The sequence below is a fragment of the Mitsuokella sp. AF21-1AC genome, from assembly GCF_003458855.1.
Taxonomy (GTDB): domain Bacteria; phylum Bacillota; class Negativicutes; order Selenomonadales; family Selenomonadaceae; genus Mitsuokella.
Genome location: NZ_QRVW01000022.1, coordinates 1 through 12,933 on the forward strand (window position 1 = coordinate 1; position 12,933 = coordinate 12,933).

Genomic DNA, 12,933 nt, shown 5'->3' on the forward strand with positions numbered 1-12,933 from the left:
AGAATAAATTAGTAGTTTAGCAACTGCGAAGTTTGAGTTATGATATTCTTCATGCGATGAAAAAGGTGATTCTTATGGCAAGGCAAAAGAAAGATGCAAAGATTTTAAATATCCGTTTGGCCACTCCTGTCAGCGATAAGCTGGAAGCTTTCTGTAAAGAGTCAGGGCAGACGAAAACGGTAGCAGTAGAGCGTTTCTTGACAAAATGCTTGGATGAATATTTTGCAATTCCGAAAGAACGTCGTTCTCTGAATTAATCATTCGCGGTTGACGCTTTCTACCTGCCCAGAATGGTCAGAAAAAGTCCTCGTTTCTTCGAATCGGCCAGATAAGAAGAAAACGAGGGCTTTTTGCTGTCCTAGAATAGATACACTTTCGCAGGCAAAAAAGAGGCACCTGCCAATCGGACAAAGAGCCTCTTTGATGTCATGGAGTATTACTGAAAATGTCGTGCCGCAGAATCTTGTACCCCAAGGTATGTCTTCAGAGCTTCCTGCAACAGATGAGAATAATTTACTTTTTCTCTCTTTGCAAGAATATCCAGCCAGCGAGGAATGGTAACTGTTTTGTTCGTTGATTTATTCAACATTTTTTCTCGGAACGGCGGCATCCAGGCCCGAATCATGGCAATACTGTCTCCTTTTCCGCAAGTCAAAGAAGATACAGAAGAAGGGGAGGGAATGGATTCGCCATCTTCTTCCATCCCAAAAATGTGGAGCTGTAGTGCTTCTTTGGCATTTCGGAAGGCTTCTTCCATATCGGAAGCACAAGGAAGACATCCTGGTAAATCAGGAAAATAAATGGAAATACCGTCTTCTGCTTCATGAAAGATTGCGGGGAAAATATATTCATCTTTCATTATATCGTCACTCCTTTTACAAACACTCAGGGAAGTACAATGCCAGCCTGTGCCAGGATACTCTTGAACGTTCCTAGTGGAATATCCTTACGCGGATGCGTGATTGTTACACGGCCTTTCTTTGTCGGATGCTTGAACTGATGGTGATCACCGACATGGTAACACATATTATTACACGCGTCAACTCGACGTATGTCATCGCGCTCGACCTCGGCCTCGGCGTTGGCCTGTACATGTTCGGCGCTTTCTTTTCTTTTGCAGGGATACGTACTTGACAGAACGGTGCTGAAAATCTTAAAATAATATAAGAAGTAAACAAATTGATTCAAAGACAAGGGAGTCGTTTTCGTGAGGAAACGGCTCTTTTTTGTACCCGGGGCTGACAGGAGGGATGCATATGGAACGGACAAGAAACGCCGGCCTGTGGCAGCGCAAAGCGATTTTTTCAGAGGAAAGCTATATTCCCTGGCAGCCGGGATTTGAACGCTTCGGCGCAGAATACCATCATCAATTTGTCCATGATGACATCGTAGCGGATTTCTATGAAATCGATGGCGCCGATTTCATGCACTATGCGCTGCCGACCATCCCCGATGGCTGTACGGATTTCATGTTCACGAAAAGCGGCGATGTCTTTCATGGCTATATCAGTACTGGTGTACGCGCCAAGAAGGATTTTTACTTCGGCGAGATTGAGTACCTGTTCGGCATCCGGTTCATGCCCGGTGCGACCTGCCTGTTCTTCCGAAATCCAATCCGGGAGATCGTGGAGCGCCCGGTCTACATAGAAGATCTCTTTGCCGAAGGGGATTCCCTGCTGTCGCGTCTGACGGCAACGAGTTCCTTCGAAGAACGTGTCGCGGTGGCAACAAAGTTCCTGCAGGCAGCGCGTCTGCAGGAGGATGGGCAGAGTAAGCTTCTGGGTTACTGCACGAAGCGCATGTACCAGACCCGGGGAAATGAGAAACTTTCTGTACTGGCCGAGGATACGGGCTATACTGACCGCTATATCCGCAATTTGTTCACGGACTATATCGGTATTTCTCCAAAATCATTCTGCCAGATGCTGCGTCTGCAATACGTCCTGCTGCTGTTGGCACAGCATCCGTATATGAATCTGGAGGCTGCGGCTGCGTTTGCCGGTTACGACGACCTCAGCCATATGAACCGCGACTGCCGCCGGTATATGGGCTGCAGTTCCCGCCAGGTCCGCACAGAGGATTTCTGGCAGAGGGGATCGAAAAACGGCAGCATCATGTTTCCCTGTTGAAAACGGGCAGGATAAGGTTTTCATGAAAATATTTTGTGCGAGTTCCGATTTTTTCTATTTTATTTCGCAGTTCAGCCTATAATAAGAACATCGAAAGCGAGCAACGGTGCCGGAAAGGTTATCCCGTTGCCCGCTTTTTTATTTGCAGCTTACAGGAAAGGAGGTCGTCTGCGATGCAGCAGCTCATCAGCGTGGGGATTGATATCGGCACGAGTACGACACAAGTCATCTACAGCCGTCTGAGCGTGGACGACACCTCGTATGCATCCCAGCTTTCGCAGATGGAGATCGTCGATAAGGAAATCCTTTATAAAGGCAGGATTTACATGACGCCGATTGTCCAGCAAAAATTCCTGGCAATGGATGCCCTGAAGGCCATCCTGAATCGGGAGTTCGAAACGTCAGGCATCCGGCGGGAGGATGTGGCTAGTGGTGCCGTGATCATCACGGGGGAGGCCGCCAACAAAGAGAATGCGGCCAGTATTGCCGAAGCCCTGGCTGAATATGCCGGAGATTTGGTCGTTGCCATTGCCGGTCCGGATTTGGAAGGGATCTTGGCCGGTATCGGCAGCGGTGCGCAGCAAAAGGCGCGTGAAAAATTGATTCGTCTGGTCAATTTCGACATTGGCGGCGGTACGGCGAATGCGGCTGTCTTTGATAAAGGAAAGCTGGTCGATGCCTATGCACTCCACATCGGCGGCCGGCTCATCCAGTTTGACGCATCGCATCGCGTCACGTACTGTTCGCCATTCGTCCATAACATGTTGCAGAAAGAAAATGCCGACAGCAGTACGGTGACGTCACAGCAGGCAGAGCATATCTGCCGGGAGTTCGCGGATATCCTCGTCCGCATTGCTCAGGGCCGGAGCCCGGGCGCGGAGGAGGAGAGCCTGATGATCTATCATCCGCCGCAGCCCGTGCCGGTCGATGCCTGTTCCTTTTCCGGCGGCGTTGGCGAGTTCGTCTATCAGGAGGATGCTCCTGACAAGAACGCATTCTTTTACCAGTATGGCGATATCGGTCCTCGGCTGGGGCTGACCATCCGGCAGCGTTTTGCCGAGGCCGGCATCCCTATCGTCAAGGTGCCGGAGCGCATCCGGGCGACCGTCATCGGGGCCGGCGTACACAGCATGAAGCTGAGCGGCAGCACGGTCTTTTACGACGCAAAGCTGCTGCCGCTCAAGAATGTTCCGGTGGTGTCCATTCCCTATCGTCAGGGAGAGGGTGAGGAAAAGTTTCTCACGAGACTCCGGCAAAAAGCGGCACGGAATGCCGGTGATGCCAATATCTGCCTGAGCATCCAGGATTTAAAGAAGCCGCGTTATCAGGAAATCAAATTCCTGGCCAGGGCCTTGTGGAAGTGGGAGAAGGAATCCGGACGCCGGCTGCTGCTGGTGCTGCCTTGTGACTGTGCCAAGGTCCTGGGACAGACGCTGGCCATCTGCCGGGATGAGGCGCAGGGCTTCCTGTGCGTTGATAACGTCCGGGCGACCGACGGCATGTACATCGATTTTTGCAAACCCGTTGGCGGCAGCGTCCTGCTTGTCCTCAAGATGCTGATTTTCAAGAATTGAGAGAAGGGAATCACCCATGCGCTTAAAGACAAAATTATTGAATCATACCTACGAGTTTCGCGACTTGAACGATGTCATGGCCAAGGCCAATGAAGAAAAGACAGGAGATTCCCTGGCCGGCATTGGTGCTGATTCCGCTGCTGAGCGGGTGGCGGCAAAAGTCGTGCTGGCAGAAGTCACGCTGAAGGAACTGCGGGAAAATCCCTGCATCCCCTATGAGGCGGACGAAATCACCCGCCTGGAAGAAGATGCCGTTGATGAGGAGGCCTTTGCCAAGATCGCTTCCATGAGCGTGGGGGAGTTCCGCGAGTTCCTGCTGGCGGCAGACACAAAAACCATTGCTTCCATCCGCGGCGGTCTGACAGCTGAAATGATTGCCGCCGTCACGAAATTGATGAGCAATATGAATCTCATCTGTATCGCGGCCAAGATGCCTGTGACAGCTACCTGCAATACAACCATCGGCCTGCCTGGTGTTTTTGCCGGAAGGCTGCAGCCAAACAACGCCAAGGATGATATCCGCGGCATCATGGCTTCTGTTTACGAGGGAATCAGCTATGGGATTGGCGATGCGGTCATCGGCCTGAATCCGGTCAGCGATGATGTCGATACGGTTCAGAGAATTCTCGGGGAGTTCACCGAATTCATGGAAACCTGGGACATCCCGACCCAGAACTGCGTGCTGGCCCATGTGACGACGCAGATGGAGGCTCTGAAGCGGCCGGAAACCACCATGGACCTCATGTTCCAGAGCCTGGCCGGGACTGAGGATGCCAACCGCGGCTTCGGCATAAGCCTGACACTCATGGATGAAGCGTATGCCTGCATGAAAGAGCGAAAACATTCGCATGGTCCCAATTTCATGTATTTCGAGACGGGCCAGGGCTCGGAACTCTCCTTGGAAGCCCATCACGGCGTGGATCAGGTTACATTGGAAGCCCGCTGCTATGCCATGGCCAAGCGGTACCATCCGTTCCTGGTCAACACGGTGGTCGGCTTTATCGGGCCGGAGTACCTGTACGACGGCAAGCAGACCATCCGGGCGGGACTCGAGGATCATTTCATGGGCAAGCTCACAGGCATCCCGATGGGGGTGGATTGCTGCCATACGAATCACATGAATTCGGATCAGAATGATTCCGATAACCTGGCCATGCTGGTTGCCATGGCAGGAGGCAATTACATCATGGGCATCCCGCTCGCGGATGATGTCATGCTGATGAATCAGACGACGAGTTTCCATGATATTGCTTCCATCCGCGAAGTGACCGGCAAACGGCCCATCCGGGAATTCGAACAGGCGATGGAACGCCTGGGAATCATGGAGGACGGCCGCTTGACCGAGCGGGCGGGAGATCCTTCAATCTTCTGGAAGGGGGGAGCGTTATGAAGGATGAAGATGGTTTTGTGCGGGATATATCCGCCATCGATTATCATACGCGTGTCACGATCCAGCATCCCTGCAATCTGGAAGCCTGCAGGGCCATCAAGGGCAGCACGAATGCCAGGATCTGCGTGGGGAAAGCCGGTTCGAGTTATCGGACGGAAAGCTACCTTCGCTATCTGTCGGATCATGCGGCTGCCATGGATTCGGTCTGGAAGGAAGTGGATGATATCATTTTTGATCCGTATGGCTTTGTCAAAGTCGAGACTTGTGCCAAGAGCAAAGAAGCGTATATCAAAAGACCCGACCTGGGACGAATCTTCTCATCGGCGACGATGGATTTCCTGAAGAAGAACTGCAGGCATGACATAGATGTCCAGATCCTGATCGTAGATGGCCTGAGCGCCTATGCGATTGAAGAGAATGCGTTGGACGTATACGAGGTGATGCTGGATGGTTTGAAGGCACGGGGGTATTCCCTCGGAACGCCGATTTACATCAGGCATGGGCGTGTGGCGACGATGGATTCCATCAGCGAGGCACTCCATGCGAAAGTCATCGTACAGCTGATTGGCGAACGGCCGGGACTCATCACGAATCAGAGCATGAGCTGCTACATGGCCTATGAAGCCAGCACGAAAAAACCGGAGTCGCAGCGGACCGTCATTTCCAATATCTATGCGGGCGGCACGCCCGCTATCGAAGCGGCGGCCCAGATTGTCGACTGGTGCGGTGTCCTGATGCGAGAGAAGAAAAGCGGAGCTGCCTTGAAACTGTGAAGCATACATCTTTGTATCGCAGCATCTCAGAATGAACTGTATGAAAAGGAGTGGTGATCATGTCTACTTCTGCTGTTGCTGTTTCAGAACCCAGACTGGAGCGTGCGTTGAGCCTGTCTTCGTGCATCACGATTACGACAGGTGCTGTCATTGGCGTCGGTCTGTTCACAACGGGTTCCGCTGCTGCCGTCAGCATGGGAACTTCTGCCATTATCGCGACGATTATTGCCTTTCTAATGGTCCTGTGGCCGTCCTTGCTGTATGGCGAGATGGGCGCAGCACTGCCCTTGGCCGGCGGTACGTATGCGTTTGCGAAGCGTGCCATCAGCTATCCGGTCGGCATCTTCTGCAGCTGGAATTATACCGTGGCCCAGATCGGCATCGCGGGCGCTGAAGCCCTGGCCTTTGCCAATTACTTCGGCTGCCTGCTGAACTTCCTGGGCTATACGAGCCCGGTCAATGAGAAGGTGCTCGCTTCGGGGCTGATCGTTCTATTTGTCCTGATCAACTATTTCGGCATCAAGGCGGCGGGTAAATTCCAGAATGCGTTCATGTTCTTCTTCTGGGGCATGTCCACCATCTGGTTCTTCAATGTCCTGAAGGATGTGGATTTTGCCAATTTCATGCCTCTTTTTGCCGGTATCCCGCATGAAGTCACGTCGATGGCACAGCTGATCGTTGCCGTCTGGTGGTGCTTTGCCGGCTTCGAGACGGTCGTCGGCATGGGCTCGGAAATCGAATTCCCTCAGATTACGATTCCGCGTGCTCTGATTATCTCTCCGTTCATCGTCTATGGTGTCAATGCCCTGTTTTACTGGTTCCTCATCGGTATCACGCCGCTCGACATGGTGAGTGAGGTATCCGGTGCCACGGCGCCCTTCGCTTCGGCCATGAATGCGGCCGGCATCGTCGGCCTGCCCGCCATTATCCTGTGCCTGGGCATTACGTTCGGCGGTGACTTCTCCACGATGAATCCCTGCATCACGGGGCCGTCAAGATACATGTACACGATGTCAAAGGACGGCTGTTTCCCGAAGGTCCTTGGCAAGCTGCATCCGAAATACAAGAGCCCATATGTGGCTGTCCTGACCATTGGCGTCATCGCCCTGTTCCTGATCTGGTCCGGCTCCATTGCCATCATCGCTGCCATGTGCGCCTTTTCGCAGATGATCTGTTACATGATTGGCTTCCTTTCGTATATCTTCCTGTACAAGAAAGAACCGGATCTTGCGCGTCCCTGGGTCGCGCCGCTCGGAACGGTTGGCGCCGTGGTCAATCTGATCGTTTACGGCGTCGTCATGGTCCTGGCCGTTGACTGGTCTGCACTGCCATACAATCTGGTCCTGTGCGCGGCCTGCCTGGCTTACTATTTCTTTGAAGTGCGCAACAGACCGATGCCGGAAGCCGCGAAGGAGCTGGAAGCATCCGAACTCGTCCTGAATGCTCCGGATGCAGAGGAGATGGCCAGCCTCAACAAGGAATACCGCTACTGGAAGTGGGGCGCCGTCATCGTCTTCGTGGCTGCTTCCGGTGCCTTCGCGCTGGGAAGCCTGCTCTAAAGTATACAGAGTTCATAGAGAAATAGGATTGACAGATCGTATCCTGCGAGCTATCATAAAACCATAAAAGCAACGGAGCTTCGGATTCTCGAAGTTTGGTTGCTTTTTCTTTTATCTGTCTATGAATGAATCCATCATTTATAGATGACAATTGATTATTCGATTAATATCAATCGGGGGGAGTGGCTATGAAACAGAGAGTGTTTATTCCACAGGGAAGTATCAGTAAGCACGCCTATACGGTCTTGGCGGTATTGACGTTTGCTTTTGTGTTTTTCGCTTGGTTTTTCTTGACGAATGCCGGCATCGTTGATCCGTCCTTCATGCCAACGCCTCAACATACGGTGGATTCGGCCGTGCAGCTCTTTGAGACGCATGATTTCATCAAGGATATCGGCATCTCGACGTATCGTGTCCTGGCCGGCTTCCTGATTTCGGCCGTGGTGGCTTTGCCGCTGGGGCTGCTGATCGGCACATATGCCCCAATCGATGCCCTGATTGAACCGCTGATGTCGTTTGTCCGTTACCTGCCGGCCACGGCGTTCATCCCGCTCTTCATCCTCTGGATCGGCATTGATGAATCCGAGAAGATTGCCCTGATCATCATGGGCAGTCTGCCGCAGCTTCTCCTGATGGTCGCCGTTGATGTGCGCAAGGTACCGCATGATTTGGTGGAAGTTTCTTACACGCTGGGCACGAAGCCCTCGCACGTGCTCTGGAAAGTCATCCTGCCGGCCAGCATGCCGCATATCCTGGATTCGCTGCGCATGGTTCTCGGCTGGGCCTGGACGTACGTCGTCGTAGCGGAGATGGTCGGTGCTTCGGCCGGTATTGGCTATATGATGATCCAGTCGCAGCGCATGCTGAATGTCGGCAATATCTTCGTCGGACTGCTGGCCATCGGCCTTCTGGGCTTGTTCTTCGATTGCGTGTTCAAGCTCATGAACAAAGTCTTTTTCCGTTGGAGTGAATAAAGGCTGCAACTCATACAGGGAGGGATCGTTATGGAAAAGAATATCATGTATCGCATCAAGGGTGTGACAAAATGTTATGACAACGGCAAAAAGAAGATACAGGCTCTGCAGGAGATTAATCTGGAGATTCGTAAGAATGAATTCATCGCGATACTCGGGGCCTCGGGCTGTGGCAAGTCGACGCTCTTGCGCATGCTGGCCGGTTTCCTGGAGCCGACGACCGGGAATATCTTTGTCGGCGGACAGCGGATCGAAGGACCGGGGCCGGATCGTGGCATGGTGTTCCAGGCCTATACGCTTTTCCCGTGGCTCAATGTCTACAAGAATGTGGAATACGGCCTGAAGGAATTGAAGGTGCCGGCAAAAGAACGGGAGGCTACCGTTAAGCAATATTTGAAAGACGTCGGGTTGGAAGGGTTTGAAGCTGCTTATCCGAAGGAGTTGTCCGGCGGCATGAAGCAGCGCGTGGCCATAGCGAGAGCCTTGGCCACGAATCCGGACAGTCTTCTTCTTGATGAGCCGTTTGGCGCACTGGATGCACAGACGCGTGGCCATATGCAGGAACTCACGCTGGAAGTCTGGCGGAAACATCCGAAAACCGTCGTGATGGTCACGCACGATATCGAGGAAGCCGTTTTCATGGCAGACCGCATTGTCGTGATGAAGTCCCATCCAGGGGCCATCCGGGAAATCGTGGATGTCAATCTGCCGCGTGACCGGGATTTCTACATCAAGAGCGACCCGCGTTTCCTCCAGTATAAGCGCGATATCCTGGGCATGATTTACGAGGAGATGCAGGAGCATGAGGAAAAGGAGATGGATGCCTGAGCAGGACCAGGTGCCCTGCATCTGGATTCTCGATGAAGAATGGCCGGATTACGAGCTGGAACGGCAGATATTCGCCCGTGCCCTGCCGTGGTGTGATGTCGTTCATTCCAGGCCGGCGGATTACGAGCGGGATGTTCCCGCTTATGGCCGGCGTGCGGTGGCCCTGCTCACACAGATTGATGTCGGGATGACGGAAGAACGCATTGCACAGCTGCCATGCTGCCGCATCATTTCCAATTATGGTACGGGCATCGATAATATCGATACGGCGGCGGCCATGGCCCGTCAGATCCTCGTGACCGGCGTCTCCGGCTACTGTGCGGCAGAGATCGCGCAGTATGTTCTGTCGGCCATTCGGGAATGGGGACGGCCTCTGCACCTCTATGAGCAGGCAACCCGCAGCGGAATCTGGGGGCTGGCGGCCGTGCAGGCCGTTCGCGCGTCTTCCCCAAGAGAGCTTTTCCTTGTCGGTTTCGGACGTATCGGCCAGGCGGTCGCCGCCCGGGCCCGGACATCCGGCATGATCGTGAGTGCCTGGAGCCCTAGCCTGACACCTGCCAGAGCAGAGGCGTGCGGCGCAAGGTATAAAGAGCTGTCAGATGGCCTGGCTTCGGCTGACGTTGTGAGTCTGCATCTGCGGTATGAGGCATCTACGCACCATTTCATCCGGGCGGAGCAGCTGCGGCAGATGAAGGAAACAGCCATCCTCATCAATACGGCGCGCGGCGGTATCGTCGATACGGCGGCTTTGCTGCAGGCCGTGCGCCGGCAGGAAATCGCGGGAGCCGTTCTCGATGTCTTGGAGCAGGAGCCGCCTCGTCCAGATGACCCGGTCCTGCATACGCCGGGAATCATCGTTACGCCGCATATTGCTTATTATTCGCCACGGGCCGTTCATGAACTGAGGCGGCGTGCTGCAGAGCATATCGTTCAGGCTTTGCAGGAAACAGGAAAGGAGAGATTCTCATGAAAATGATCAAAGCGGTTATCCGTCCCGATAAAGTCTTGCCGGTACTCACGGCCCTGAGTGAAAAAGGCCATAATTCCGTGACGCGTATCAACGTCCTGGGACGCGGCAAGCAGCGCGGACTGAAAGTGGGCGATGTCTATTACGATGAGATCCCGAAGGAGATGCTGGTGCTCGTCGTGGAAGATGCCGATACGGATGAGGTCATCAAAACCATTGAGCAGGAAGCGCGTACGAAGGAAAATGGTGCGTATGGTGACGGCAAGATCTTTTTGAGCGATGTTGCAGCTGCCTATACAGTTTCCAGTGGTGAGGAGGGACTTTGATGAAAGAAATCATGGCAATCATTCGCCCCAGCCGTTACTTTGCTACAAAACATCGTTTGATCGGCCATGGTTTTTCTGCCATGTCGACCAAGGAAGTGCTCGGGCGGGGCAGGAAGAAAGTCGTTTTTCATACGGAAGGTGAAGAAGAGCGGGAAGTGGTCGGTATTGAGTTTGTCGCCAAGCGCCTGATTGAGATGGTGGTGCGCGATGAAGACGTCAAGACGGTCGTCGGCTTGCTGCTGGAAGACAATTCAACCGGGCATCCGGGCGACGGCAAGATCTTCGTCCTGCCGGTAGAGAATGCCTTGCGTGTCCGCACCGGAGAGCAGGGGGATGATGTCCTTGTCTGAGCATGCGTTCCAAACACAGGCGCAGCCGCTGGAAGCACAGGTTGCGTCTTCCATCATCACGGCTTCGCATATCACGAAACGGTATCAGAATGACCATAAAGTGACGTTGGCCTTGGATGACTGCAACATCGAGGTCCTGGAAAACGAATTCGTCTGCATTGTCGGCACGTCCGGCTGCGGCAAATCCACGCTGCTGCGCATGCTAGCCGGCCTGGATTTCCCCACGCAGGGGAAGATCGTCATCAAGGACCGGCCAGTGACGGGCCCTGGCCCGGATCGCGGCATGGTGTTCCAGACGTATACGCTCTTTCCCTGGCTGACCGTCGCGGATAATATCGGCTATGGCCTGAAGGAAAAGGGGCTCAGCAAGATGGAACGGGAAGCGATCATTACGCGCTATCTGCACACGATGCATCTGGAGAACTTCCGCGATGCGTATCCCAGAGAGCTTTCCGGCGGCATGAAGCAGCGCGTGGCGATTGCAAGGGCTTTGGCGACGAAACCCGAGCTTATCCTGATGGACGAGCCCTTCGGTGCACTGGACCCCATCACGAAAGCACAGATGCAGCAGCTGATCCGCAGCATCTGGCAGCAGGAACGCCCTACGATTGCGTTTGTCACGCATGATATTGAAGAAGCCGTATTTCTGGCAACGAAAATCTATGTCATGTCGGCAAGGCCGGGCAGGGTCAAGAAATTGATTCCCATCTATCTGCCGTATAATCGTACCCAGGATTTGAAGGAACGGGAAGATTTTGTCGCCTTGCGCATGAAAATCAATGCCATGCTGGATCAGCAGGAAGGAAGCGTATGATATGGCCTTGCTTTTGCCTTCCGATTATGAATATCCGCTGCCGAAGATGTACCGCGTGCGCCAGGATTTCCCCGCGGCCCATCTGTCCGAGAGGCAGATTGTGCCATTGCTGCGCGGGCAGCTGGAGACGCAATCCGTCCGTGATGCGATAAAGCCGGGGATGAAGGTGGCAGTGGCGGTGGGAAGCCGCGGCATTGCCAACTTGCCGCTTATCGTCAAGACGGTCTTGCAGAGCTTAAAGGATCTGGGGGCATTTCCCTTTATTGTCAGTGCCATGGGGAGTCATGGCGGCGGCACGGAGGAGGGGCAGCGGGCCGTGCTTGCTGGCTACGGCATCACGGAGGCGGCGATGGGCGTTCCCGTTGTGACTTCTGTTGACACGGAGGTCATCGGGCATCTGCGCGATGGCCGTCCCCTTTATTTTGATCAGGCGGCCCTGCATGCCGACCGGATCGTGCCCATCAACCGCATCAAGCTGCATACCGATTTTATTGGCGACTTGCAGAGCGGCTTGGCCAAGATGCTGGTGATCGGCCTCGGGAATCAACGCGGCTGTTCCAGCATCCATGAGACACCGCCGGAGCATTTTGCTGCCATCCTGGAGGAGGCTGCCCGGAAAATCTTGTCCGTGGCACCCGTGGCCTTCGGTGTGGCCATCCTGGAAAATGCCTATGACGAAACGGCTGACTTGTCTGTGCTGCCGGCAGATACCCTGCTGGAGCAGGAAAAGCAGCTCGTCAGGCGTGCCATTGTCTATATGCCGCGTCTGATGATCCCGCAGATCGATGTGCTGGTGATGGAGGAAATGGGAAAGGATGTGTCGGGAGCAGGCTTTGACCCCAACATTGTCGGCCGCAGCTCGGCCCGCGATAAATTCCTGGTGCCTATCCCTGAAATCGAGCGCATGGTCCTGCTGGACATCACGGATGCTTCACACGGCAACGGCATCGGCATCGGTTTGTTCGATGTCATGCTCAAGCGGATCTTTCCCAAACTGGATTTGCCCGCCATTTACACGAATGCCATTGCCTGCCGCTGCATTGAGGACGCGAGGATTCCCCTGATGGCGAAGAATGAGGAAGAAGCGCTGCGGATTGCCATCAAGACCTGCCGCCATGCGGACCGGGATCATTTGCGCGTGGTCCGCATCAAGAACACCTTGCAGCTGGCCGAGATTGAAGTATCAGAAGCCTTGCTTCCCGTCGTTTTCCGGAATCCGCAGCTCACGTGCCAGGGGCCGGTTTGACGG

The 12,933-nt window shown here is 54.1% G+C and carries 15 protein-coding genes; 13 read left to right on the forward strand and 2 right to left on the reverse strand.

The annotated features are described in order from the left end of the window. Nucleotides 1-56: 56 nt before the first annotated feature. Nucleotides 57-257, forward strand: coding sequence for a RepB family protein (locus DWX75_RS08565; protein ID WP_118015956.1), 201 nt, complete (start codon nt 57-59; stop codon nt 255-257). A 179-nt stretch (nt 258-436) separates the two neighbouring features. Here the strand turns inward: DWX75_RS08565 and DWX75_RS08570 are convergent, their stop codons facing one another. Together DWX75_RS08570 and DWX75_RS08575 are read right to left on the reverse strand one after the other, a co-directional pair. Continuing rightward, nucleotides 437-859, reverse strand: coding sequence for a type II toxin-antitoxin system HicB family antitoxin (locus DWX75_RS08570; protein ID WP_118015915.1), 423 nt, complete (start codon nt 857-859; stop codon nt 437-439). 26 nt (nt 860-885) lie between these two features. After that, nucleotides 886-1,026 (reverse strand): type II toxin-antitoxin system HicA family toxin, encoded by a 141-nt coding sequence (locus DWX75_RS08575; RefSeq protein ID WP_118015957.1) that lies wholly within the window; start codon nt 1,024-1,026, stop codon nt 886-888. 230 nt (nt 1,027-1,256) lie between these two features. Here DWX75_RS08575 and DWX75_RS08580 point away from each other — a divergent pair, with 230 nt between their 5' ends. From DWX75_RS08580 to DWX75_RS08635, 12 genes are all read left to right on the forward strand, one after another. Then, entirely contained in the window at nt 1,257-2,129 is an 873-nt protein-coding gene (locus DWX75_RS08580; protein WP_158558781.1) for a helix-turn-helix domain-containing protein, read from the forward strand. A 173-nt stretch (nt 2,130-2,302) separates the two neighbouring features. Then, a complete protein-coding gene (locus tag DWX75_RS08585) occupies nt 2,303-3,703 on the forward strand; it encodes an ethanolamine ammonia-lyase reactivating factor EutA (RefSeq protein ID WP_118015917.1) in 1,401 nt (466 codons plus the stop codon). A 16-nt stretch (nt 3,704-3,719) separates the two neighbouring features. After that, nucleotides 3,720-5,093: an ethanolamine ammonia-lyase subunit EutB gene (locus tag DWX75_RS08590; protein ID WP_118015918.1), complete on the forward strand. Its 1,374-nt coding sequence runs from the start codon at nt 3,720-3,722 to the stop codon at nt 5,091-5,093. Next, complete coding sequence (eutC, locus tag DWX75_RS08595; protein WP_118015919.1) at nt 5,090-5,866, forward strand: ethanolamine ammonia-lyase subunit EutC; 777 nt, start codon at nt 5,090-5,092, stop codon at nt 5,864-5,866. Before DWX75_RS08590 ends, eutC begins: the two co-directional genes overlap by 4 nt. 59 nt (nt 5,867-5,925) lie before the next feature. Then, on the forward strand, nt 5,926-7,425 hold the full coding sequence (locus DWX75_RS08600; protein WP_118015920.1) for an APC family permease: 1,500 nt from the start codon (nt 5,926-5,928) through the stop codon (nt 7,423-7,425). 188 nt (nt 7,426-7,613) lie between these two features. Further along, nucleotides 7,614-8,399 carry an ABC transporter permease gene (locus tag DWX75_RS08605; RefSeq protein ID WP_118015921.1) on the forward strand — a complete coding sequence of 262 codons (786 nt, stop codon included), beginning with the start codon at nt 7,614-7,616 and terminating at the stop codon, nt 8,397-8,399. 30 nt (nt 8,400-8,429) lie between these two features. Continuing rightward, a complete protein-coding gene (locus tag DWX75_RS08610) occupies nt 8,430-9,227 on the forward strand; it encodes an ABC transporter ATP-binding protein (protein WP_118015922.1) in 798 nt (265 codons plus the stop codon). After that, nucleotides 9,220-10,197: a C-terminal binding protein gene (locus DWX75_RS08615; RefSeq protein WP_158558782.1), complete on the forward strand. Its 978-nt coding sequence runs from the start codon at nt 9,220-9,222 to the stop codon at nt 10,195-10,197. Before DWX75_RS08610 ends, DWX75_RS08615 begins: the two co-directional genes overlap by 8 nt. Beyond that, nucleotides 10,194-10,520 carry a P-II family nitrogen regulator gene (locus tag DWX75_RS08620; protein WP_118015924.1) on the forward strand — a complete coding sequence of 109 codons (327 nt, stop codon included), beginning with the start codon at nt 10,194-10,196 and terminating at the stop codon, nt 10,518-10,520. The genes DWX75_RS08615 and DWX75_RS08620 overlap by 4 nt, the downstream gene beginning before the upstream one ends. Next, nucleotides 10,520-10,870 (forward strand): P-II family nitrogen regulator, encoded by a 351-nt coding sequence (locus DWX75_RS08625; RefSeq protein WP_118015925.1) that lies wholly within the window; start codon nt 10,520-10,522, stop codon nt 10,868-10,870. Before DWX75_RS08620 ends, DWX75_RS08625 begins: the two co-directional genes overlap by 1 nt. Then, the gene (locus DWX75_RS08630) at nt 10,863-11,684 is read left to right on the forward strand and encodes an ABC transporter ATP-binding protein (protein WP_199497565.1); all 822 of its coding nucleotides are present in this window, start codon (nt 10,863-10,865) and stop codon (nt 11,682-11,684) included. Before DWX75_RS08625 ends, DWX75_RS08630 begins: the two co-directional genes overlap by 8 nt. 1 nt (nt 11,685) lies before the next feature. Next, the gene (locus DWX75_RS08635) at nt 11,686-12,930 is read left to right on the forward strand and encodes a lactate racemase domain-containing protein (RefSeq protein ID WP_118015927.1); all 1,245 of its coding nucleotides are present in this window, start codon (nt 11,686-11,688) and stop codon (nt 12,928-12,930) included. The last annotated feature ends 3 nt before the right edge of the window (nt 12,931-12,933 follow it).

What these genes read in the sequence shown, in the direction of transcription:
- DWX75_RS08635 (WP_118015927.1), top strand. Translation starts at nt 11,686, where the DNA reads ATGGCCTTGCTTTTGCCTTCCGATTATGAATATCCGCTGCCGAAGATG.
- DWX75_RS08580 (WP_158558781.1), top strand. Translation starts at nt 1,257, where the DNA reads ATGGAACGGACAAGAAACGCCGGCCTGTGGCAGCGCAAAGCGATTTTT.
- DWX75_RS08590 (WP_118015918.1), top strand. Translation starts at nt 3,720, where the DNA reads ATGCGCTTAAAGACAAAATTATTGAATCATACCTACGAGTTTCGCGAC.
- DWX75_RS08575 (WP_118015957.1), bottom strand. Translation starts at nt 1,026, where the DNA reads ATGTGTTACCATGTCGGTGATCACCATCAGTTCAAGCATCCGACAAAG.
- DWX75_RS08565 (WP_118015956.1), top strand. Translation starts at nt 57, where the DNA reads ATGAAAAAGGTGATTCTTATGGCAAGGCAAAAGAAAGATGCAAAGATT.
- DWX75_RS08620 (WP_118015924.1), top strand. Translation starts at nt 10,194, where the DNA reads ATGAAAATGATCAAAGCGGTTATCCGTCCCGATAAAGTCTTGCCGGTA.
- DWX75_RS08610 (WP_118015922.1), top strand. Translation starts at nt 8,430, where the DNA reads ATGGAAAAGAATATCATGTATCGCATCAAGGGTGTGACAAAATGTTAT.
- DWX75_RS08625 (WP_118015925.1), top strand. Translation starts at nt 10,520, where the DNA reads ATGAAAGAAATCATGGCAATCATTCGCCCCAGCCGTTACTTTGCTACA.
- DWX75_RS08615 (WP_158558782.1), top strand. Translation starts at nt 9,220, where the DNA reads ATGCCTGAGCAGGACCAGGTGCCCTGCATCTGGATTCTCGATGAAGAA.
- DWX75_RS08605 (WP_118015921.1), top strand. Translation starts at nt 7,614, where the DNA reads ATGAAACAGAGAGTGTTTATTCCACAGGGAAGTATCAGTAAGCACGCC.
- DWX75_RS08600 (WP_118015920.1), top strand. Translation starts at nt 5,926, where the DNA reads ATGTCTACTTCTGCTGTTGCTGTTTCAGAACCCAGACTGGAGCGTGCG.
- DWX75_RS08585 (WP_118015917.1), top strand. Translation starts at nt 2,303, where the DNA reads ATGCAGCAGCTCATCAGCGTGGGGATTGATATCGGCACGAGTACGACA.
- eutC (WP_118015919.1), top strand. Translation starts at nt 5,090, where the DNA reads ATGAAGGATGAAGATGGTTTTGTGCGGGATATATCCGCCATCGATTAT.
- DWX75_RS08570 (WP_118015915.1), bottom strand. Translation starts at nt 859, where the DNA reads ATGAAAGATGAATATATTTTCCCCGCAATCTTTCATGAAGCAGAAGAC.